19 protein-coding genes are annotated in these 21,851 nt (G+C 52.5%); 12 read left to right on the top strand and 7 right to left on the bottom strand.

Annotation, left to right across the window (positions count from 1 at the left end; translation table 11 throughout):
• Window positions 1-64: 64 nt before the first annotated feature.
• On the bottom strand, window positions 65-514 hold the full coding sequence (gene slpA, locus SF0024; RefSeq protein NP_705983.1) for an FKBP-type peptidylprolyl isomerase: 450 nt from the start codon (window positions 512-514) through the stop codon (window positions 65-67).
• 57 nt (window positions 515-571) lie between these two features.
• Between slpA (SF0024) and slpA (SF0025) the strand changes: the two genes are divergently transcribed.
• The 7 genes from slpA (SF0025) (at window position 572) to caiF (ending at window position 9,441) form a co-directional block, all read left to right on the top strand.
• The gene (gene slpA, locus SF0025) at window positions 572-1,021 is read left to right on the top strand and encodes an FKBP-type peptidylprolyl isomerase (protein ID NP_705984.1); all 450 of its coding nucleotides are present in this window, start codon (window positions 572-574) and stop codon (window positions 1,019-1,021) included.
• 1 nt (window position 1,022) lies between these two features.
• On the top strand, window positions 1,023-1,973 hold the full coding sequence (gene ispH / locus SF0026; RefSeq protein ID NP_705985.2) for a 4-hydroxy-3-methylbut-2-enyl diphosphate reductase: 951 nt from the start codon (window positions 1,023-1,025) through the stop codon (window positions 1,971-1,973).
• A gap of 65 nt (window positions 1,974-2,038) precedes the next feature.
• Window positions 2,039-2,953 (top strand): ribonucleoside hydrolase RihC, encoded by a 915-nt coding sequence (yaaF, locus tag SF0027; RefSeq protein NP_705986.1) that lies wholly within the window; start codon window positions 2,039-2,041, stop codon window positions 2,951-2,953.
• A gap of 166 nt (window positions 2,954-3,119) precedes the next feature.
• The gene (dapB, locus tag SF0028; protein NP_705987.1) at window positions 3,120-3,941 is read left to right on the top strand and encodes a 4-hydroxy-tetrahydrodipicolinate reductase; all 822 of its coding nucleotides are present in this window, start codon (window positions 3,120-3,122) and stop codon (window positions 3,939-3,941) included.
• A 455-nt stretch (window positions 3,942-4,396) separates the two neighbouring features.
• Window positions 4,397-5,545, top strand: a complete 1,149-nt coding sequence (gene carA / locus SF0029) for a carbamoyl phosphate synthase small subunit (RefSeq protein NP_705988.2) — start codon at window positions 4,397-4,399, stop codon at window positions 5,543-5,545.
• Between the two features lie 17 nt (window positions 5,546-5,562).
• Window positions 5,563-8,784 (top strand): carbamoyl phosphate synthase large subunit, encoded by a 3,222-nt coding sequence (carB, locus tag SF0030; protein ID NP_705989.1) that lies wholly within the window; start codon window positions 5,563-5,565, stop codon window positions 8,782-8,784.
• A gap of 261 nt (window positions 8,785-9,045) precedes the next feature.
• Entirely contained in the window at window positions 9,046-9,441 is a 396-nt protein-coding gene (gene caiF, locus SF0031; protein ID NP_705990.4) for a transcriptional regulator, read from the top strand.
• 85 nt (window positions 9,442-9,526) lie between these two features.
• Here caiF and caiE read toward each other — a convergent pair whose 3' ends face one another.
• From caiE to caiT, 6 genes are all read right to left on the bottom strand, one after another.
• A complete protein-coding gene (caiE, locus tag SF0032) occupies window positions 9,527-10,138 on the bottom strand; it encodes a carnitine operon protein CaiE (RefSeq protein ID NP_705991.1) in 612 nt (203 codons plus the stop codon).
• Window positions 10,123-11,016, bottom strand: coding sequence for a carnitinyl-CoA dehydratase (gene caiD / locus SF0033; protein ID NP_705992.1), 894 nt, complete (start codon window positions 11,014-11,016; stop codon window positions 10,123-10,125). The genes caiE and caiD overlap by 16 nt, the downstream gene beginning before the upstream one ends.
• Window positions 11,017-12,585, bottom strand: coding sequence for a crotonobetaine/carnitine-CoA ligase (caiC, locus tag SF0034; RefSeq protein NP_705993.1), 1,569 nt, complete (start codon window positions 12,583-12,585; stop codon window positions 11,017-11,019). It abuts the gene before it with no gap.
• A 58-nt stretch (window positions 12,586-12,643) separates the two neighbouring features.
• Complete coding sequence (gene caiB, locus SF0035) at window positions 12,644-13,861, bottom strand: crotonobetainyl-CoA:carnitine CoA-transferase (protein ID NP_705994.1); 1,218 nt, start codon at window positions 13,859-13,861, stop codon at window positions 12,644-12,646.
• A gap of 128 nt (window positions 13,862-13,989) precedes the next feature.
• On the bottom strand, window positions 13,990-15,132 hold the full coding sequence (gene caiA / locus SF0036) for a crotonobetainyl-CoA dehydrogenase (protein ID NP_705995.1): 1,143 nt from the start codon (window positions 15,130-15,132) through the stop codon (window positions 13,990-13,992).
• 30 nt (window positions 15,133-15,162) lie between these two features.
• Window positions 15,163-16,677, bottom strand: a complete 1,515-nt coding sequence (gene caiT, locus SF0037; protein NP_705996.1) for an L-carnitine/gamma-butyrobetaine antiporter — start codon at window positions 16,675-16,677, stop codon at window positions 15,163-15,165.
• Window positions 16,678-16,996: 319 nt separating this feature from the next.
• On the opposite strand from caiT, the gene fixA reads away from it, so the two are divergent.
• From fixA to yaaU, 5 genes are all read left to right on the top strand, one after another.
• On the top strand, window positions 16,997-17,803 hold the full coding sequence (gene fixA / locus SF0038) for a flavoprotein subunit (RefSeq protein NP_705997.4): 807 nt from the start codon (window positions 16,997-16,999) through the stop codon (window positions 17,801-17,803).
• A gap of 14 nt (window positions 17,804-17,817) precedes the next feature.
• Window positions 17,818-18,609 (top strand): flavoprotein, encoded by a 792-nt coding sequence (locus SF0039; protein NP_705998.1) that lies wholly within the window; start codon window positions 17,818-17,820, stop codon window positions 18,607-18,609.
• A 200-nt stretch (window positions 18,610-18,809) separates the two neighbouring features.
• Window positions 18,810-20,096, top strand: a complete 1,287-nt coding sequence (gene fixC, locus SF0040; RefSeq protein ID NP_705999.1) for an oxidoreductase FixC — start codon at window positions 18,810-18,812, stop codon at window positions 20,094-20,096.
• Window positions 20,093-20,380 (top strand): ferredoxin-like protein FixX, encoded by a 288-nt coding sequence (gene fixX / locus SF0041; RefSeq protein NP_706000.1) that lies wholly within the window; start codon window positions 20,093-20,095, stop codon window positions 20,378-20,380. The genes fixC and fixX overlap by 4 nt, the downstream gene beginning before the upstream one ends.
• Before the next feature lie 58 nt (window positions 20,381-20,438).
• Complete coding sequence (gene yaaU, locus SF0042; protein ID NP_706001.1) at window positions 20,439-21,833, top strand: transporter; 1,395 nt, start codon at window positions 20,439-20,441, stop codon at window positions 21,831-21,833.
• Window positions 21,834-21,851 lie beyond the last annotated feature (18 nt).

The following is a 21,851-nucleotide window of genomic DNA, read 5'->3' on the forward strand; positions in this document are numbered from 1 at the left end:
AATGCTGATAGCGCGGTCTACCCCGGCACAAAAACCACGCGGGTTGGCCAACAGGATCTGCATGTTACGCCTCCAGTGCCGGATCGATTTCCAGCACTTCAATATCAAAATGAACGGTCTGCCCGGCCAGCGGATGGTTGAAATCAACGGTAATGGAGTCGCCGTTAATTTCGCGGATCACACCAGGCATCTCACTGCCATCCATTGCGGTAAAAAGCATGATTGCGCCAATTTCTGGCTCGCCTGCATCCATAAATTCACGGCGGGAGAAGTACTGAATCAGGTCCGGTGACGGCACGCCAAACGCCGCATCTGGCTCCAGCGAGAAGGTGGTTTTGTCGCCCACTTTCAGCCCCAGCAGGTGTTGCTCCAGCCCTTCAGAAAGAGAAGCATCGCCCAGGCGGAACAGCGCCGGTTTACCGTTGTTGCGAGTAGACTCGGCGGTGGTGCCATCGTCGAGTTTTAGCGTGAAGTGCACCAGGACGGCGCTATTGCTCTGTACAGATTCAGACATGCAGGTTTGCTCTTATTTGCATCCGGCAAAAATCCTCAAAAATAAGAGCAAACCTGCATGTCTGAATCTGTACAGAGCAATAGCGCCGTCCTGGTGCACTTCACGCTAAAACTCGACGATGGCACCACCGCCGAGTCTACTCGCAACAACGGTAAACCGGCGCTGTTCCGCCTGGGCGATGCTTCTCTTTCTGAAGGGCTGGAGCAACACCTGCTGGGGCTGAAAGTGGGCGACAAAACCACCTTCTCGCTGGAGCCAGATGCGGCGTTTGGCGTGCCGTCACCGGACCTGATTCAGTACTTCTCCCGCCGTGAATTTATGGATGCAGGCGAGCCAGAAATTGGCGCAATCATGCTTTTTACCGCAATGGATGGCAGTGAGATGCCTGGTGTGATCCGCGAAATTAACGGCGACTCCATTACCGTTGATTTCAACCATCCGCTGGCCGGGCAGACCGTTCATTTTGATATTGAAGTGCTGGAAATCGATCCGGCACTGGAGGCGTAACATGCAGATCCTGTTGGCCAACCCGCGTGGTTTTTGTGCCGGGGTAGACCGCGCTATCAGCATTGTTGAAAACGCGCTGGCCATTTACGGCGCACCGATATATGTCCGTCACGAAGTGGTGCATAACCGCTACGTGGTCGATAGCTTGCGCGAGCGTGGGGCTATCTTTATTGAGCAGATTAGCGAAGTGCCGGACGGCGCGATCCTGATTTTCTCCGCACACGGTGTTTCTCAGGCGGTTCGTAACGAAGCGAAAAGCCGCGATTTGACGGTGTTTGATGCCACCTGTCCGCTGGTGACCAAAGTGCATATGGAAGTTGCCCGCGCCAGTCGCCGTGGCGAAGAATCTATTCTCATCGGCCACGCCGGGCACCCGGAAGTGGAAGGGACGATGGGGCAGTACAGCAACCCCGAAGGGGGAATGTATCTAGTCGAATCGCCAGACGATGTGTGGAAACTGACGGTCAAAAACGAAGAGAAGCTCTCCTTTATGACCCAAACCACGCTGTCGGTGGATGACACGTCTGATGTGATCGACGCGCTGCGTAAACGCTTCCCGAAAATTGTCGGTCCGCGCAAAGATGACATCTGCTACGCCACGACTAACCGTCAGGAAGCGGTACGCGCCCTGGCAGAACAGGCGGAAGTTGTGTTGGTGGTCGGTTCGAAAAACTCCTCCAACTCCAACCGTCTGGCGGAGCTGGCCCAGCGTATGGGCAAACACGCGTTTTTGATTGACGATGCGAAAGATATCCAGGAAGAGTGGGTGAAAGAGGTTAAATGCGTCGGCGTGACTGCGGGCGCATCGGCTCCGGATATTCTGGTGCAGAATGTGGTGGCACGTTTGCAGCAGTTGGGTGGTGGTGAAGCCATTCCGCTGGAAGGCCGTGAAGAAAATATTGTTTTCGAAGTGCCGAAAGAGCTGCGTGTCGATATTCGTGAAGTCGATTAAGTCATTAGCAGCCTAAGTTATGCGAAAATGCCGGTCTTGTTACCGGCATTTTTTATGAAGAAAACATGCGTTTACCTATCTTCCTCGATACTGACCCCGGCATTGACGATGCCGTCGCCATTGCCGCCGCGATTTTTGCCCCCGAACTCGACCTGCAACTGATGACCACCGTCGCGGGTAATGTCTCGGTTGAGAAAACTACCCGCAATGCCCTGCAACTGCTGCATTTCTGGAATGCGGAGATTCCGCTCGCCCAGGGAGCCGCTGTGCCGCTGGTACGCGCACCGCGTGATGCAGCATCTGTGCACGGCGAATCGGGAATGGCTGGCTACGACTTTGTTGAGCACAACCGAAAGCCACTCGGGATACCGGCGTTTCTGGCGATTCGGGATGCCCTGATGCGTGCACCAGAGCCCGTTACCCTGGTGGCCATCGGCCCGTTAACCAATATTGCGCTGTTACTTTTACAATGCCCGGAATGTAAACCGTATATTCGTCGTCTGGTGATCATGGGCGGTTCTGCTGGTCGCGGCAACTGTACACCAAATGCCGAGTTTAATATCGCTGCCGATCCAGAAGCGGCTGCCTGTGTCTTCCGTAGCGGCATCGAAATTGTCATGTGCGGTCTGGATGTCACCAATCAGGCAATATTAACCCCTGACTATCTCGCTACTTTACCGGAGTTGAATCGCACCGGAAAAATGCTCCACGCCCTGTTTAGCCACTACCGTAGCGGCAGTATGCAAAGCGGTCTGCGAATGCACGATCTCTGCGCCATCGCCTGGCTGGTGCGCCCGGACTTATTCACCCTCAAGCCGTGTTTTGTCGCGGTAGAAACTCAAGGCGAATTTACCTCAGGCACGACGGTGGTTGATATCGACGGTTGCCTGGGCAAACCAGCCAATGTACAGGTGGCATTGGATCTGAATGTAAAAGGCTTCCAACAGTGGGTGGCTGAGGTGCTGGCTCTGGTGCCGTAACCTGTCACATGTTATCGGCATGCAGTCATTCATCGACTCATGCCTTTCACTGATATCCCTCCCTGTTTATCATTAATTTCTAATTATCAGCGTTTTTGGCTGGCGGCGTAGCGATGCGCTGGTTACTCTGAAAACGGTCTATGCAAATTAACAAAAGAGAATAGCTATGCATGATGCAAACATCCGCGTTGCCATCGCGGGAGCCGGGGGGCGTATGGGCCGCCAGTTGATTCAGGCGGCACTGGCATTAGAAGGCGTGCAGCTGGGCGCGGCGCTGGAGCGCGAAGGATCTTCTTTACTGGGCAGCGACGCCGGTGAGCTGGCTGGTGCAGGGAAAACAGGCGTTACCGTGCAAAGCAGTCTTGATGCGATAAAAGATGATTTTGATGTGTTTATCGATTTTACCCGTCCGGAAGGTACGCTGAACCATCTCGCTTTTTGTCGGCAGCATGGCAAAGGGATGGTGATCGGCACTACGGGGTTTGACGAAGCCGGTAAACAGGCAATTCGTGACGCCGCCGCCGATATTGCGATTGTCTTTGCCGCCAATTTTAGCGTTGGCGTTAACGTCATGCTTAAGCTGCTGGAGAAAGCAGCCAAAGTGATGGGTGACTACACCGATATCGAAATTATTGAAGCACATCATAGACATAAAGTTGATGCGCCGTCAGGCACCGCACTGGCAATGGGAGAGGCGATCGCCCACGCCCTTGATAAAGATCTGAAAGATTGCGCGGTCTACAGTCGTGAAGGCCATACCGGTGAACGTGTGCCAGGTACCATTGGTTTTGCTACCGTGCGTGCAGGTGACATCGTTGGCGAACATACCGCGATGTTTGCCGATATTGGCGAGCGTCTGGAGATCACCCATAAGGCGTCCAGCCGCATGACATTTGCTAACGGTGCGGTAAGATCGGCTTTGTGGTTGAGTGGTAAGGAAAGTGGTCTTTTTGATATGCGAGATGTGCTTGATCTCAATAATTTGTAACCACAAAATGTTTATTATGATGCAAAAGTAACACATTTAATTTATTAATTATAAAGGGCTTTAATTTTTAGCCCTTTTATTTTTGGTGTTATGCTTTTAAATTTTCTATAACTGCCAAAAATTACATGTTTCGTCTTCTATTTTTGTTGTTTTAATGTAAATTTTGACCATTTGGTCCACTTTTTCCTGCTCGTTTTTATTTCATGCAATCTTCTTGCTGCGCAAGCGTTTTCCAGAACAGGTTAGATGATGTTTTTGTCGCTTAATGCCTGTAAAACATGCATGAGCCACAAAATAATATAAAAAATCCTGCCATTAAGTTGACTTTTAGCGCCCATATCTCCAGAATGCCGCCGTTTGCCAGAAATTCGTCGGTAAGCAGATTTGCATTGATTTACGTCATCACTGTGAATTAATATGCAAATAAAGTGAGTGAGTATTCTCTGGAGGGTGTTTTGATTAAGTCAGCGCTATTGGTTCTGGAAGACGGAACCCAGTTTCACGGTCGGGCCATAGGGGCAACAGGTTCGGCGGTTGGGGAAGTCGTTTTCAATACTTCAATGACCGGTTATCAAGAAATCCTCACTGATCCTTCCTATTCTCGTCAAATCGTTACTCTTACTTATCCCCATATTGGCAATGTCGGCACTAATGACGCCGATGAAGAATCTTCTCAGGTACATGCACAAGGTCTGGTGATTCGCGACCTGCCGCTGATTGCCAGCAACTTCCGTAATACCGAAGACCTCTCTTCTTACCTGAAGCGCCATAACATCGTGGCGATTGCCGATATCGATACCCGTAAGCTGACGCGTTTACTGCGCGAGAAAGGCGCACAGAATGGCTGCATTATCGCAGGCGATAACCCGGATGCGGCGCTGGCGTTAGAAAAAGCCCGCGCGTTCCCAGGTCTGAACGGCATGGATCTGGCAAAAGAAGTGACCACCGCAGAAGCCTATAGCTGGACACAAGGGAGCTGGACGTTGACCGGCGGCCTGCCAGAAGCGAAAAAAGAAGACGAGCTGCCGTTCCACGTCGTGGCTTATGATTTTGGTGCCAAGCGCAACATCCTGCGGATGCTGGTGGATAGAGGCTGTCGCCTGACCATCGTTCCGGCGCAAACTTCTGCGGAAGATGTGCTGAAAATGAATCCAGACGGCATCTTCCTCTCCAACGGTCCTGGCGACCCGGCCCCGTGCGATTACGCCATTACCGCCATCCAGAAGTTCCTCGAAACCGATATTCCGGTATTCGGCATCTGTCTCGGTCATCAGCTGCTGGCGCTGGCGAGCGGTGCGAAGACTGTCAAAATGAAATTTGGTCACCACGGCGGCAACCATCCGGTTAAAGATGTGGAGAAAAACGTGGTGATGATCACCGCCCAGAACCACGGTTTTGCGGTGGATGAAGCAACATTACCTGCAAACCTGCGTGTCACGCATAAATCCCTGTTCGACGGTACGTTACAGGGCATTCATCGCATCGATAAGCCGGCGTTCAGCTTCCAGGGTCACCCTGAAGCCAGCCCTGGTCCACACGACGCCGCGCCGTTGTTCGACCACTTTATCAAGTTAATTGAGCAGTACCGTAAAACCGCTAAGTAATCAGGAGTAAAAGAGCCATGCCAAAACGTACAGATATAAAAAGTATCCTGATTCTGGGTGCGGGCCCGATTGTTATCGGTCAGGCGTGTGAGTTTGACTACTCTGGCGCGCAAGCATGTAAAGCCCTGCGCGAAGAGGGTTACCGCGTCATTCTGGTGAACTCCAACCCGGCGACCATCATGACCGACCCGGAAATGGCCGATGCGACCTACATCGAGCCGATTCACTGGGAAGTGGTACGCAAGATTATTGAAAAAGAGCGCCCGGACGCGGTGCTGCCAACCATGGGCGGTCAGACGGCGCTGAACTGCGCGCTGGAGCTGGAACGTCAGGGCGTGTTGGAAGAGTTCGGTGTCACCATGATTGGTGCCACTGCCGATGCGATTGATAAAGCAGAAGACCGCCGTCGTTTCGACGTAGCGATGAAGAAAATTGGTCTGGAAACCGCGCGTTCCGGTATCGCACACACGATGGAAGAAGCGCTGGCTGTTGCCGCTGACGTGGGCTTCCCGTGCATTATTCGCCCATCCTTTACCATGGGCGGTAGCGGCGGCGGTATCGCTTATAACCGTGAAGAGTTTGAAGAAATTTGCGCCCGCGGTCTGGATCTCTCTCCGACCAAAGAGTTGCTGATTGATGAGTCGCTGATCGGCTGGAAAGAGTACGAGATGGAAGTGGTGCGTGATAAAAACGACAACTGCATCATCGTCTGCTCTATCGAAAACTTTGATGCGATGGGCATCCACACCGGTGACTCCATCACTGTCGCGCCAGCCCAAACGCTGACCGACAAAGAATATCAAATCATGCGTAACGCCTCGATGGCGGTGCTGCGTGAAATCGGCGTTGAAACCGGTGGTTCCAATGTCCAGTTTGCGGTGAACCCGAAAAACGGTCGCCTGATTGTTATCGAAATGAACCCACGCGTGTCCCGTTCTTCGGCGCTGGCGTCGAAAGCGACCGGTTTCCCGATTGCTAAAGTGGCGGCGAAACTGGCGGTGGGTTACACCCTAGACGAACTGATGAACGACATCACTGGCGGACGTACTCCGGCCTCCTTCGAGCCGTCCATCGACTATGTGGTTACTAAAATTCCTCGCTTCAACTTCGAAAAATTCGCCGGTGCTAACGACCGTCTGACCACTCAGATGAAATCGGTTGGCGAAGTGATGGCGATTGGTCGCACGCAGCAGGAATCCCTGCAAAAAGCGCTGCGCGGCCTGGAAGTGGGCGCAACTGGCTTCGACCCGAAAGTGAGCCTGGATGACCCGGAAGCGTTAACCAAAATCCGTCGCGAACTGAAAGACGCAGGCGCAGAGCGTATCTGGTACATCGCCGATGCTTTCCGCGCGGGCCTGTCTGTGGACGGCGTCTTCAACCTGACTAACATTGACCGCTGGTTCCTGGTACAGATTGAAGAACTGGTGCGTCTGGAAGAGAAAGTGGCGGAAGTGGGCATCACTGGCCTGAACGCTGAATTCCTGCGCCAGCTGAAACGCAAAGGCTTTGCCGATGCGCGCTTGGCAAAACTGGCGGGCGTACGCGAAGCGGAAATCCGTAAGCTGCGTGACCAATATGACCTGCACCCGGTCTACAAGCGCGTGGATACCTGTGCGGCAGAGTTTGCCACCGACACCGCTTACATGTACTCCACTTATGAAGAAGAGTGCGAAGCGAATCCGTCTACCGACCGTGAAAAAATCATGGTGCTTGGCGGCGGTCCAAACCGTATCGGTCAGGGTATCGAATTCGACTACTGCTGCGTACACGCCTCGCTGGCGCTGCGTGAAGACGGTTACGAAACCATTATGGTTAACTGTAACCCGGAAACCGTCTCTACCGACTACGACACTTCCGATCGCCTCTACTTCGAGCCGGTAACTCTGGAAGATGTGCTGGAAATCGTGCGTATTGAGAAGCCGAAAGGCGTTATCGTTCAGTACGGCGGTCAGACCCCGCTGAAACTGGCGCGTGCACTGGAAGCCGCTGGCGTACCGGTTATCGGCACCAGCCCGGATGCTATCGACCGTGCGGAAGACCGTGAACGCTTCCAGCATGCGGTTGACCGTCTGAAACTGAAACAACCGGCGAACGCCACCGTTACTGCTATTGAAATGGCAGTTGAGAAGGCAAAAGAGATTGGCTACCCGCTGGTGGTGCGTCCGTCTTACGTTCTCGGCGGTCGGGCGATGGAAATCGTCTATGACGAAGCTGACCTGCGTCGCTACTTCCAGACGGCGGTTAGCGTGTCTAACGATGCGCCAGTGTTGCTGGATCATTTCCTTGATGACGCAGTAGAAGTTGACGTGGATGCCATCTGCGACGGCGAAATGGTGCTGATTGGCGGCATCATGGAGCACATCGAGCAGGCGGGTGTGCACTCCGGTGACTCCGCATGTTCGCTGCCAGCGTACACCTTAAGTCAGGAAATTCAGGATGTGATGCGCCAGCAGGTGCAGAAACTGGCCTTCGAATTGCAGGTGCGCGGTCTGATGAACGTGCAGTTTGCGGTGAAAAACAACGAAGTTTACCTGATTGAAGTAAACCCGCGTGCGGCGCGTACTGTTCCGTTCGTCTCCAAAGCCACCGGCGTACCGCTGGCAAAAGTGGCGGCGCGTGTGATGGCTGGCAAATCGCTGGCTGAGCAGGGCGTAACCAAAGAAGTTATTCCGCCGTACTACTCGGTGAAAGAAGTGGTGCTGCCGTTCAATAAATTCCCAGGCGTTGACCCGCTGTTAGGGCCAGAAATGCGCTCTACCGGGGAAGTCATGGGCGTGGGCCGCACCTTCGCTGAAGCGTTCGCCAAAGCGCAGCTGGGCAGCAACTCCACCATGAAGAAACACGGTCGTGCGCTGCTTTCCGTGCGCGAAGGCGATAAAGAACGCGTGGTGGACCTGGCGGCAAAACTGCTGAAACAGGGCTTCGAGCTGGATGCGACCCACGGCACGGCGATTGTGCTGGGCGAAGCGGGTATCAATCCGCGTCTGGTAAACAAGGTGCATGAAGGCCGTCCGCACATTCAGGACCGTATCAAGAATGGCGAATATACCTACATCATCAACACCACCTCAGGCCGTCGTGCGATTGAAGACTCCCGCGTGATCCGTCGCAGTGCGCTGCAATATAAAGTGCATTATGACACCACCCTGAACGGTGGTTTCGCTACCGCGATGGCGCTGAATGCCGATGCGACTGAAAAAGTAATTTCGGTGCAGGAAATGCACGCACAGATCAAATAATAGCGTGTCGTGGCGGATATTTTTCATCCGCTAATTTGATCGAATAACTAATACGGTTCTCTGATGAGGACCGTTTTTTTTTGCCCATTAAGTAAATCTTTTGGGGAATCGATATTTTTGATGACATAAGCAGGATTTAGCTCACACTTATCGACGGTGAAGTTGCATACTATCGATATATCCACAATTTTAATATGGCCTTGTTTAATTGCTTCAAAACGAGTCATAGCTAGACTTTTAATTTGTGAAACTGGAGTTCGTATGTGTGAAGGATATGTTGAAAAACCACTCTACTTGTTAATCGCCGAATGGATGATGGCTGAAAATCGGTGGGTGATAGCAAGAGAGATCTCTATTCATTTCGATATTGAACACAGCAAGGCGGTTAATACCCTGACTTATATTCTGTCGGAAGTCACAGAAATAAGCTGCGAAGTTAAGATGATCCCTAATAAGCTGGAAGGGCGGGGATGCCAGTGTCAGCGACTGGTTAAAGTGGTCGATATCGATGAGCAAATTTACGCGCGCCTGCGCAATAACAGTCGGGAAAAATTAGTCGGCGTAAGAAAGACACCGCGTATTCCTGCCGTTCCGCTCACGGAACTTAACCGCGAGCAGAAGTGGCAGATGATGTTGTCAAAGAGTATGCGTCGTTAATTTTATCTCGTTGATACCGGGCGTCCTGCTTGCCAGATACGATGTTGTAGCATCTTATCCAGCAACCAGGTCGCATCCGGCAAGATCACCGTTTAGGCGTCACATCCGTCGTCCCCTGCAAACGGGGGCGATTTTCCTCCATTTGCCTCAGTGGCTGCGTTTCATGTAACGATGCATGACAGCGCCCGACAAGATCCTGATACTCTTTGGTATTCAACCGTTTCCAGTGTAACTCGTCGTCACTAACACTGCGTACAGCGCGGGCTGGCGTACCCATCAACAACTGGCGTTTCTCGCCACTAAAGCCTGCTTTGACAAAGCTCATTGCGGCAACAATGCTCTCTTCGCCAATGACCGCGCCATCCATAATTACGCTGTTCATCCCGACCAATGCATCGCGACCAATCACACAACCATGCAGGATCGCTCCATGCCCGATATGGCCGTTTTCCCCAACGATGGTGTCAGTGTCGCAGTAGCCATGCATAATGCAGCCATCCTGAATATTGGCTCCCGCTTGCACGATCAACCGCCCGTAGTCACCACGCAGTGAGGCGAGTGGGCCGATGTAGACACCGGCTCCCACAATCACATCGCCAATCAAGACGGCACTGGGATGGACAAACGCCGTCGGGTGAACCACCGGAATTAACCCCTCAAAGGCGTAATAGCTCACGGTTGTTAACGTCCTTTCCACACCGGATCGCGCTTCTCGGCAAACGCCAGCGGCCCTTCAATGGCATCTTCCGAATGCAGAACCGATGGATAGTGTTTCAACACGCCGCTGCGAATATAGCGATACGCTTCTTCTACCGGCATTTCGCTGGTGGTGCGGTAGATCTCTTTCAGCGCCGCAATCGCCAGCGGGGCGCTGTTAACCAGCTGCTGAGCCAGTTCGCGGGCGTTATCCATCAGTTCCGCCTGGCTAACCACGCGGTTGACTATCCCCCAACGCAGCGCCTCTTCTGCGCCCATTCGTCTGCCGGTCATCACCATTTCATTGACGATGGTAGGCGGCAGGATCTTCGGCAGACGCAGCACACCGCCGCTGTCAGGAACGATGCCCAGTTTGGCTTCCGGCAGGGCGAAGCTGGCGTTATCGGCACAAACAATAAAATCTGCCGCCAGCGCCAGTTCGAAACCGCCGCCAAAGGCGTAGCCGTTCACAGCTGCGATAACTGGTTTGTCGAGATTGAAAATTTCGGTTAATCCCGCAAAACCACCCGGGCCAAAGTCAGCATCCGGTGCTTCGCCTTCTGCTGCCGCTTTTAAATCCCAGCCCGCGGAAAAGAATTTCTCTCCGGCACCGGTAATAATGGCGACACGTAATTGCGGATCGTCACGGAAATTTAGAAATACTTCGCCCATTTCAAAGCTGGTTTTTGCATCAATAGCATTCGCTTTTGGGCGATCAAGGGTAATTTCCAGAATTGATCCATTGCGGGTCAGATGTAATGATTCACTCATTCCTTTTCTCCATTTTTGCTTTTTTAGGGACGACAACATCCCTGCAAAAAATGCATATTGTTTTAGGGCGTGATTATTAGCTGGCAGGGTAGTTCCCTGACGTTTCATTTATTTCAGATTCTTTCTAATTATTTTCCCCGAGCAATTACGTGGCAGATCTTTTCTGATCTCCAGATAAGAGGGCACTTTAAATTTCGCCATATTTTGTTCGCAGAAGCGAAAAAATTCCTCTTCGCTCAATGTTTCACCTTCATTCAGCACCACAAATGCTTTGATGGCTTCATCGCGAATCGAATCTTTAATACCCACAACCACGATGTCCTGAATTTTCGGATGGGTGGCGATGATATTTTCCAGCTCCACGCAGGAGACATTCTCGCCACCGCGTTTGATCATATTGCAGCGGCGATCGACGAAATAAAAAAAGCCTTCTTCGTCGCGGTATCCGGTATCGCCGGTATGTAGCCAGCCGTCGGCTTCCAGCACTTTCGCAGTGGCTTTCGGGTTGAGAAAATACTCTTTGAAGATGGTTTTCCCTGGTACGCCTTTAATACAGATTTCACCGATCTCACCTGCCGGGAGCGGGCGATTGTGATCGTCGCGGATCTCCGCTTCGTAGCAAAACCCCGCCCGACCAATCGACGGCCAGCGTCGTTTATCGCTAGGGCGATCGCCGATAATGCCCACAATGGTTTCCGTCATCCCATAAGACGTCAGCAAGCGAACGCCGAAGCGTTCACAAAATGCGTCTTTTTCCTGCTCCGACAAGTTGAGATAAAACATCACTTCCCGCAGGCGGTGTTGCCGATCGTTCGCTGAAGGCGGCTGCACCATCAACGTACGGATCATCATCGGAATACATTCGGTAATGGTGGCGCGGTACTTCTGCGCCTGTCCCCAGAAGGCGCGGGCGCTGTATTTCTCGACCAGCACAAAGGTGGCCCCGGCAGAAAACGCCGCCATCGCCGCAGTACACTGGCAATCGATATGAAACGCAGGCATTACCGTCATGTAGACGTCATCGTCACGCAGTGCACACTGCCAGGCGGAGTAATATCCAGCGAAGCGCAGGTTGTAATGGGTAATCACCACACCTTTCGGTCGGGAGGTGGTGCCGGAGGTGAAGAGAATTTCCGCCGTATCGTCAGTCGATAGCGGCGGTGCATAGCACAAGGTGGCAGGTTGTTGATTTTTCAGTTGAGTAAATGAACTCACTCCATCATCAGCGGGAAGTGCCACATCTGTCAGGCAAATGTGCCGCAATTGAGTGGCATCTTCCTGCTGAATCTGTTGATACATAGGATAAAATTGCGCACTGGTCACCAGCAGGCACGCCTGGCTATTTTGCAAGATCCACTCGCTTTCCTCGCGTAACAGGCGGGCGTTAATCGGCACCATAATCGCGCCAATTTTTGCCAGCCCGAACCAGCAAAAGATAAATTCCGGGCAGTTGTCGAGATGTAGTGCAACCTTGTTGCCTTTGCGAATCCCCAGCGTATAAAACAGGTTTGCCGTGCGGTTAATCTCCTGATTTAACTCAAGATAACTATACCGGTTAACGACTCCGCCGCTGGATTCACAAATCAGCGCCGTTTTATGACCGTAAACGTCCGCCAGATCGTCCCACATTTGACGTAGATGTTGTCCGCCAATGATATCCATTGCACCTCTATCCATTTTTGTTCGTTTGTTATTGGGCGGGCGCTAGTCAGGCAAGCCGACTGACGCCACGCGTTTAGTCCTCAACTTTGGCCAGACCTTTGCTGACCAACTCCTGAATGTCGTTTTCGCTGTAGCCGATATTTTTCAAAATGGCAGCCGTGTCCATGCCATGTGAGGGCATTCCGCGCCAGATTTGTCCGGGGTTATTTTTGAATTTCGGCATGATGTTCGGCCCTTTGCAGGTGCGACCATCCATCGTTTGCCACTGAGTGATTGATTCACGGGCAACATACTGTGGATTGCTTTCCAGTTCCGGTACGGTCAGTACTTTGGCACAGGCGATATTCAGTTCGGCAAAGCGTTCTTTAACTTCTGCGATGGTATGTGCCGCCAGCCAGGCATCGAGTTTTTCTTCTACCAGTGGGCCGTAAGGGCATTCGATACGGTGGATAAGCTGAGTGCCTTCCGGGATTTCCGGCGTACCGAGTAGATGTGCGAGGCCAATATCTTTAAAGCACTCTTCAATTTGGGTAATGCCCACCAGTTCCATCACGATGTAGCCGTCGGCACATTTATACAGACCGCAACCGGCGTAGTAGGGATCTTTACCTTTGCTCATGCGCGGGCACATTTCGCCGCCGTTGAAGTAATCCATCATGAAGTACTGGCCCATACGCAGCATCACTTCATACATGGCGATGTCGATACTTTCGCCTTTACCGGTTTCACGCACTTTATGCAGTGCTGCCAGCGCCGCCGTGGTGGCGGTCAGGCCAGAAAAGTAATCGGCGGTATACGGGAAGGCAGGCATTGGCTGGTCAACATCACCGTTCTGAATCAGGTAACCACTGAAGGCCTGGGCGATGGTGTTATAGGCCGGAAGATTGGTGTACTCCTCGGTGCCGTACTGACCAAAACCGGACAGGTGAGCGATAACCAGTTTCGGGTTGTGCTGCCACAGTACTTCATCGGTAATGCCACGACGGGCAAAGGCCGGACCTTTACTGGCTTCGATGAAGATATCGGTGGTTTCCATTAATTTCAGAAACGCTTCGCGGCCTTCATCTTTGAAAATATTTAACGACAGCGCGTGCAAATTGCGGCGGGAGAGCTGCGGGTAGTTCGGTTGAACGCGAATGGTGTCGGCCCAGGCGACGTTCTCGATCCAAATAACTTCCGCGCCCCATTCTGCGAACATTTGTCCGGCAAACGGTCCGGCGATTTCGATACCGGAGAAGACAACGCGCAATCCGGCCAGCGGTCCGAATTTCGGCATGGGTAGATGATCCATTATTAGCTCCTGAAAAATTTATGTAGCGCATGACTGCCGGATGCGGCGTAAACGCCTTATCCGGCTTACATTCGTGCTCCCGTAGGCCTGATAAGACGCGTCAGCGTCGCATCAGGCAGCGCACGGACTTAGCGGTATTGCTTCAGCACCGCACGACCCAGCGTCAGGATCTGCATTTCGTCAGATCCTCCGGAAACGCGGTCTACACGCAGGTCACGCCAGAAGCGGCTGATGCGGTGGTTGCCCGCAATCCCGACACCGCCCAGCACCTGCATTGCGCTATCCACCACTTCAAATGCCGCATTGGCGCAGAAGTATTTGCACATCGCTGCATCGCCAGAGGTGATGGTGCCGTTGTCTGCTTTCCACGCTGCTTCATACAGCATGTTTTTCATGGAGTTTAATTTGATCGCCATGTGGGCGAATTTTTCCTGAATCAACTGGAAACGACCAATAGCCTCGCCAAACTGCACGCGCTGGTTGGCGTAGCGCGCCGCATCTTCAAAGGCGCACATCGCCGTACCGTAGTTGGTCAGGGCTACCAGGAAACGTTCATGGTCGAACTCTTCTTTGACGCGGTTAAAGCCGTTACCTTCCCGACCGAACATGTCTTTCTCGTCCAGTTCCACATCGTCAAAGGTGATTTCACAGCAGCTATCCATACGCAGACCGAGCTTCTCAAGTTTGGTCACTTTGATGCCCGGTTTGCTCATATCAACAAACCATTCGGTGTAGACAGGTTTGTCCGGAGAAGCCCCGTCGCGCGCCATCACCACGATGTACGGGGTGTAGGCGCTACTGGTAATAAAACACTTACTACCATTAAGATAAATCTTACCATTTCTACGGGTATAAGTCGTTTTCAGGCTACCCACGTCGGAGCCCGCGCCCGGTTCGGTAATCGCTGAGTTCCACATCTGCTTACCGGTGCCGCGGAAAGCCATAATCTTGTCGATCTGCTCTTGTGTGCCTTCGCGCAGGAAGGTATTGAACCCGCCCGGCAGCTGGTACAGTACATAGGTTGGTGCCCCCAGACGTCCCAGCTCCATCCACACGGCGGCGAGAGTAACAAACCCCGCGTCCAGACCACCGTGCTCTTCAGGGATCAGCAGACTGTCGATACCCATATCCGCCAGTGCTTTGACAAAACGTTCCGGGTAGACGCTGTCACGGTCGCACTCGGCAAAATAGGCCTCCCAGTTTTCGCTGGCCATCAGTTCGCGGATACCGGCGACAAACAGTTCCTGCTCATCATTTAAATTAAAATCCATCTTTCAACCTCTTGATATTTTGGGGGTTAATTAATCTTTCCAGTTCTGTTTCGCGTCTTTAATAAAGGAGAGCGTCACCATAATGTTGACGAAGAACAGCGGGCATCCTCCGGCGATAATGGCGGTTTGAATCGGTTTCAGGCCGCCGAGCGCCAGCAGAACAATACCGATAATGCCAACCAGAATTGACCAACCGATACGCACCAGCAGCGGTGGTTCTTCACCATCGCGTACTTCGCGGCAAGTAGACATCGCCAGGGTATAAGAGCAGGCGTTAACCAGCGTAACGGTGGCAATAAAGCAGAGGATGAAGAAGCCCCACATGGTGGCGGTGCTGAGTGGCAGAGCGGCCCAGGTTTCGATGATGGCGCGCGCCACACCGTACTGTTCGATCAGATTTGGAATGTTGATGATGTTTTTATCCATCAACAGCAGAGTGTTACTACCGAGCACGGTCCACAGGATCCAGGTGGATGCTGTCAGCCCCATCACCATGCCGAAGCACAGTTCACGCACAGTACGACCACGGGAGATGCGGGCGAGGAAGATACTCATCTGGATGGCGTAAATCACCCACCATGCCCAGTAGAACACGGTCCAGCCCTGCGGGAAGCCGCCTTTAGCGATGGGATCGGTATAGAACAACATGCGCGGCAGATACATCAGCAACATCCCCACCGAATCGGTGAAGTAGTTCATGATGAAGCTGGCACCGCTGACGATGAACACCCAACCCAGCATCAGGAAGCTCAGGTAACTACGCACGTCACTGGCGATACGTACCCCTTTTTGCAGACCGCAAGCGACGCAAATGGCGTTGAGGATAATCCAGCAGGTAATGATGATAGCGTCCAGTTGCAGGGTATGCGGAATGCCAAACAACCATTGCATACACTCGGTCACCAGCGGCGTGGCAAGGCCCAGACTGGTACCCATCGCGAAGATCAAGGCGACGAGATAGAAGTTGTCGACGATGGTACCGAACAACCCTTTGGCGTGTTTTTCACCTGCCAGCGGCACCAGTGTCGAGCTGGGGCGAATCACTTCCATTTTGCGGACAAAGAAGAAGTAAGCGAAGGCGACTGAAAGGAAGCTGTAAGTGGCCCACGGCAGAGGTCCCCAGTGGAACAAGCTGTAAGCCAGCCCCAACTCTTTCGCTCCTGTCGAGTTCGGTTCTAAGCCAAACGGCGGGGTGGAGATGTAGTAGTAGATCTCAATCGATCCCCAGAACAGTACGGCAGCAGACGTACAGGAGGCGAACATCATAAAGATCCAACTGGCGGTGCTAAATTCTGGCGGTTCGTTACCTAAACGCTTTTTGGCATACGGGCCAAACACCAGCCAGAACCAACCGAAAAGCATCACCACCATATACCATTCAAATGCCCATCCCCATACATTGGTGACGTAACTGAATACAGCATTAATAACGACATTCGCCGCATCCAGATCTCTGACTGTAAGCCAACAAAGTATGCCGACGATTATTAATGGCGGAAAGAAAACCTTCGGTTCTATTCCCGTTTTTCTCTTTTCATTCTTCATGAGTTAATTCCACTGTGAAAACGAATATTTATTTTGCGTTCCCGTTTGTTTTATTTTTGTTAACATTTAATATAATTATTATTAACCTCGTGGACGCGTTAATGGCTAACTCATAATGGGTATTCAATAAGCTGTATTCTGTGATTGGTATCACATTTTTGTTTCGAGTGAACAGAGGGCGTTTTTCGTTAATTTTGGTTATTAATCAGTTTGTTATATTCTTTTGTGGGTAAAAAAATAGCATCTGACTTTCAATATTGGTGATTAAAGTTTTATTTCCAAATTAAAGGGCGTGATATCTGTAATTAACACCACCGATATGAACGACGTTTCCTTCATGATTTCTGGAGATGCAATGAAGATTATTACTTGCTATAAGTGCGTGCCTGATGAACAGGATATTGCGGTCAATAATGCTGATGGTTCATTAGACTTCAGCAAAGCCGATGCCAAAATAAGCCAATACGATCTCAACGCTATTGAAGCGGCTTGCCAGCTAAAGCAACAGGCAGCAGAGGCGCAGGTGACAGCCTTAAGTGTGGGCGGTAAAGCCCTGACCAACGCCAAAGGGCGTAAAGATGTGCTATCGCGCGGCCCGGATGAACTGATTGTGGTGATTGATGACCAGTTCGAGCAGGCACTGCCGCAACAAACGGCGAGCGCACTGGCTGCAGCCGCCCAGAAAGCAGGCTTTGATCTGATCCTCTGTGGCGATGGTTCTTCCGACCTTTATGCCCAGCAGGTTGGTCTGCTGGTGGGCGAAATCCTCAATATTCCGGCAGTTAACGGCGTCAGCAAAATTATCTCCCTGACGGCAGATACCCTCACCGTTGAGCGCGAACTGGAAGATGAAACCGAAACCTTAAGCATTCCGCTGCCTGCGGTTGTTGCTGTTTCCACTGATATCAACTCCCCACAAATTCCTTCGATGAAAGCCATTCTCGGCGCGGCGAAAAAGCCAGTCCAGGTATGGTCGGCGGCGGATATTGGTTTTAACGCCGTGGACGCCTGGTCTGAACAACAGGTTGCCGCGCCGAAACAGCGCGAGCGTCAGCGCATCGTGATTGAAGGCGACGGCGAAGAACAGATCGCCGCATTTGCTGAAAATCTTCGCAAAGTCATTTAATTACAGGGGATGCTATGAACACGTTTTCTCAAGTCTGGGTATTCAGCGATACCCCCTCTCGTCTGCCGGAACTGATGAACGGTGCGCAGGCTTTAGCTAATCAAATCAATGCCTTTGTCCTCAATGATGCCGACGGCGCACAGGCAATCCAGCTCGGCGCTAATCATGTCTGGAAATTAAACGGCAAACCGGACGATCGGATGATCGAAGATTACGCCGGTGTCATGGCTGACACTATTCGCCAGCACGGCGCTGACGGTCTGGTGCTGTTGCCAAACACCCGTCGCGGCAAATTACTGGCGGCAAAACTGGGTTATCGCCTTAAAGCGGCGGTGTCTAACGATGCCAGCACCGTCAGCGTACAGGACGGTAAAGCAACAGTGAAACACATGGTTTACGGCGGTCTGGCGATTGGCGAAGAACGCATTGCCACGCCGTATGCGGTACTGACCATCAGCAGCGGCACGTTCGATGCGGCTCAGCCAGACGCGTCACGCACTGGCGAAACGCACACCGTGGAGTGGCAGGCTCCGGCTGTGGCGATTACCCGCACGGCAACCCAGGCGCGCCAGAGCAACAGCGTCGATCTCGACAAAGCCCGTCTGGTGGTCAGCGTCGGTCGCGGCATTGGCAGCAAAGAGAACATTGCGCTGGCAGAACAGCTTTGCAAGGCGATAGGTGCGGAGTTGGCCTGTTCTCGTCCGGTGGCAGAAAACGAAAAATGGATGGAGCACGAACGCTATGTCGGTATCTCCAACCTGATGCTGAAACCTGAACTGTACCTGGCGGTGGGGATCTCCGGGTAGATCCAGCACATGGTTGGCGCTAACGCGTCGCAAACCATTTTCGCCATCAATAAAGATAAAAATGCGCCGATCTTCCAGTACGCGGATTACGGCATTGTTGGCGATGCCGTGAAGATCCTTCCGGCACTGACCGCAGCTTTAGCGCGTTGATCCACTCTGGCAGGGCTGCATTACGGCTCTGCCGCTGACAGGGAGCTCTTATGTCCGAAGATATCTTTGACGCCATCATCGTCGGTGCAGGGCTTGCCGGTTCGGTTGCCGCACTGGTGCTCGCCCGCGAAGGGGCGCAAGTGTTAGTTATCGAGCGTGGCAATTCCGCAGGTGCCAAGAACGTTACTGGCGGGCGTCTCTATGCCCACAGTCTGGAACACATTATTCCAGGTTTCGCCGATTCCGCCCCCGTAGAACGCCTGATCACCCATGAAAAACTCGCGTTTATGACGGAAAAGTCAGCGATGACTATGGACTACTGCAACGGTGACGAAACCTCGCCATCCCAGCGTTCTTACTCCGTTTTGCGCAGTAAATTTGATGCCTGGTTGATGGAGCAGGCCGAAGAAGCGGGCGCGCAGTTAATTACCGGGATCCGCGTCGATAACCTCGTACAGCGCGATGGCAAAGTCGTCGGTGTAGAAGCCGATGGTGATGTGATTGAAGCGAAAACGGTGCTCCTTGCTGATGGGGTGAACTCCATCCTTGCCGAAAAGTTGGGGATGGCAAAACGCGTTAAACCGACGGATGTGGCGGTTGGCGTGAAGGAACTGATCGAGTTACCGAAGTCGGTAATCGAAGACCGTTTTCAGTTGCAGGGTAATCAGGGCGCGGCTTGTCTGTTTGCGGGATCACCCACCGATGGCCTGATGGGCGGCGGCTTCCTTTATACCAATGAAAATACCCTGTCGCTGGGGCTGGTTTGTGGTCTGCATCATCTGCATGACGCGAAAAAATCGGTGCCGCAAATGCTGGAAGATTTCAAACAGCATCCGGCCGTTGCACCGCTGATCGCGGGCGGCAAGCTGGTGGAATATTCCGCTCACGTAGTGCCGGAAGCAGGCATCAACATGCTGCCGGAGCTGGTCGGTGACGGCGTATTGATTGCCGGTGATGCCGCCGGAATGTGTATGAACCTCGGTTTTACCATTCGCGGTATGGATCTGGCGATTGCCGCCGGGGAAGCTGCAGCAAAAACCGTGCTTTCAGCGATGAAAAGCGACGATTTCAGTAAGCAAAAACTCGCGGAATATCGTCAGCATCTGGAGAGTGGCCCGCTGCGCGATATGCGCATGTACCAGAAACTACCGGCGTTCCTTGATAACCCACGCATGTTTAGCGGCAACCCGGAACTGGCGGTGGGCGTGGCGCGTGACCTGTTCACCATTGACGGCAGTGCGCCGGAACTGATGCGCAAGAAAATCCTCCGCCACGGCAAGAAAGTGGGCTTCATCAATCTGATCAAGGATGGCATGAAAGGAGTGACCGTTTTATGACTTCTCCCGTCAATGTGGACGTCAAACTGGGCGTCAATAAATTCAATGTCGATGAAGAGCATCCGCACATTGTTGTGAAGGCCGATGCTGATAAACAGGTGCTGGAGCTGCTGGTGAAAGCGTGCCCCGCAGGTCTGTACAAGAAGCAGGATGACGGCAGTGTGCGCTTCGATTACGCCGGATGTCTGGAGTGCGGCACCTGTCGCATTCTGGGGCTGGGGTCGGCGCTGGAACAGTGGGAATACCCGCGCGGCACCTTTGGTGTGGAGTTCCGTTACGGCTGATGTTGGTTTGATACGTAACGCCGTACTGACTCTCATTGCAAAAAAACAGGAATAACCCATGCAACCGTCCAGAAACTTTGACGATCTCAAATTCTCCTCTATTCACCGCCGCATTTTGCTGTGGGGAAGCGGTGGTCCGTTTCTGGATGGTTATGTACTGGTAATGATTGGCGTGGCGCTGGAGCAACTGACTCCGGCGCTGAAACTGGACGCTGACTGGATTGGCTTGCTGGGCGCGGGAACGCTCGCCGGGCTGTTCGTTGGCACATCGCTGTTTGGCTATATCTCCGATAAAGTCGGACGGCGCAAAATGTTCCTCATTGATATCATCGCCATCGGCGTGATATCGGTGGCGACGATGTGTGTTTCATCCCCCGTCGAACTGTTGGTGATGCGGGTACTCATCGGCATTGTCATCGGTGCAGATTATCCCATCGCCACTTCGATGATCACCGAGTTCTCCAGTACCCGTCAGCGGGCGTTTTCCATCAGCTTTATTGCCGCGATGTGGTATGTCGGCGCGACCTGCGCCGATCTGGTCGGCTACTGGCTTTATGATGTGGAAGGTGGTTGGCGCTGGATGCTGGGTAGCGCGGCGATCCCTTGTTTGTTGATTTTGATTGGTCGATTCGAACTGCCAGAATCTCCCCGCTGGTTATTACGCAAAGGGCGAGTAAAAGAGTGCGAAGAGATGATGATAAAACTGTTTGGCGAACCGGTGGCTTTCGATGAAGAGCAGCCGCAGCAAACCCGTTTTCGCGATCTGTTTAATCGCCGCCATTTTCCTTTTGTTCTGTTTGTTGCCGCCATCTGGACCTGCCAGGTGATCCCAATGTTCGCCATTTACACCTTTGGCCCGCAAATCGTTGGTTCGTTGGGATTGGGGGTTGGCAAAAACGCGGCACTAGGGAATGTGGTGATTAGCCTGTTCTTTATGCTCGGCTGTATTCCGCCGATGCTGTGGCTAAACACTGCCGGACGGCGTCCATTGTTGATTGGCAGCTTTGCCATGATGACGCTGGCGTTGGCGGTTTTGGGGCTAATCCCGGATATGGGGATCTGGCTGGTAGTGATGGCCTTTGCGGTGTATGCCTTTTTCTCTGGCGGGCCGGGTAATTTGCAGTGGCTCTATCCTAATGAACTCTTCCCGACGGATATCCGCGCCTCTGCCGTGGGCGTGATTATGTCCTTAAGTCGTATTGGCACCATTGTTTCGACCTGGGCACTGCCGATATTTATCAATAATTACGGTATCAGTAACACGATGCTAATGGGGGCGGGTATCTCGCTGTTTGGCTTGTTGATTTCCGTAGCGTTTGCCCCGGAGACTCGAGGAATGTCACTGGCGCAGACCAGCAATATGACGATCCGCGGGCAGAGAATGGGATTATTTGTTCAGATTTCTCTCTTTTCTGAATCAATATTATTGACTATAAGCCGCGTGAATATATGACTACACTTTGTGGGAAAA

It is taken from the genome of Shigella flexneri 2a str. 301 (assembly GCF_000006925.2).
In the GTDB taxonomy this organism is placed as follows: domain Bacteria; phylum Pseudomonadota; class Gammaproteobacteria; order Enterobacterales; family Enterobacteriaceae; genus ECMA0423.

Coding starts and splice junctions, on each gene's coding strand:
- slpA (NP_705983.1), bottom strand. CDS start 514: ATGTCTGAATCTGTACAGAGCAATAGCGCCGTCCTGGTGCACTTCACG.
- slpA (NP_705984.1), top strand. CDS start 572: ATGTCTGAATCTGTACAGAGCAATAGCGCCGTCCTGGTGCACTTCACG.
- ispH (NP_705985.2), top strand. CDS start 1,023: ATGCAGATCCTGTTGGCCAACCCGCGTGGTTTTTGTGCCGGGGTAGAC.
- yaaF (NP_705986.1), top strand. CDS start 2,039: ATGCGTTTACCTATCTTCCTCGATACTGACCCCGGCATTGACGATGCC.
- dapB (NP_705987.1), top strand. CDS start 3,120: ATGCATGATGCAAACATCCGCGTTGCCATCGCGGGAGCCGGGGGGCGT.
- carB (NP_705989.1), top strand. CDS start 5,563: ATGCCAAAACGTACAGATATAAAAAGTATCCTGATTCTGGGTGCGGGC.
- caiF (NP_705990.4), top strand. CDS start 9,046: ATGTGTGAAGGATATGTTGAAAAACCACTCTACTTGTTAATCGCCGAA.
- caiD (NP_705992.1), bottom strand. CDS start 11,016: ATGAAACGTCAGGGAACTACCCTGCCAGCTAATAATCACGCCCTAAAA.
- caiC (NP_705993.1), bottom strand. CDS start 12,585: ATGGATAGAGGTGCAATGGATATCATTGGCGGACAACATCTACGTCAA.
- caiB (NP_705994.1), bottom strand. CDS start 13,861: ATGGATCATCTACCCATGCCGAAATTCGGACCGCTGGCCGGATTGCGC.
- caiA (NP_705995.1), bottom strand. CDS start 15,132: ATGGATTTTAATTTAAATGATGAGCAGGAACTGTTTGTCGCCGGTATC.
- caiT (NP_705996.1), bottom strand. CDS start 16,677: ATGAAGAATGAAAAGAGAAAAACGGGAATAGAACCGAAGGTTTTCTTT.
- fixA (NP_705997.4), top strand. CDS start 16,997: ATGAACGACGTTTCCTTCATGATTTCTGGAGATGCAATGAAGATTATT.
- SF0039 (NP_705998.1), top strand. CDS start 17,818: ATGAACACGTTTTCTCAAGTCTGGGTATTCAGCGATACCCCCTCTCGT.
- fixC (NP_705999.1), top strand. CDS start 18,810: ATGTCCGAAGATATCTTTGACGCCATCATCGTCGGTGCAGGGCTTGCC.
- fixX (NP_706000.1), top strand. CDS start 20,093: ATGACTTCTCCCGTCAATGTGGACGTCAAACTGGGCGTCAATAAATTC.
- yaaU (NP_706001.1), top strand. CDS start 20,439: ATGCAACCGTCCAGAAACTTTGACGATCTCAAATTCTCCTCTATTCAC.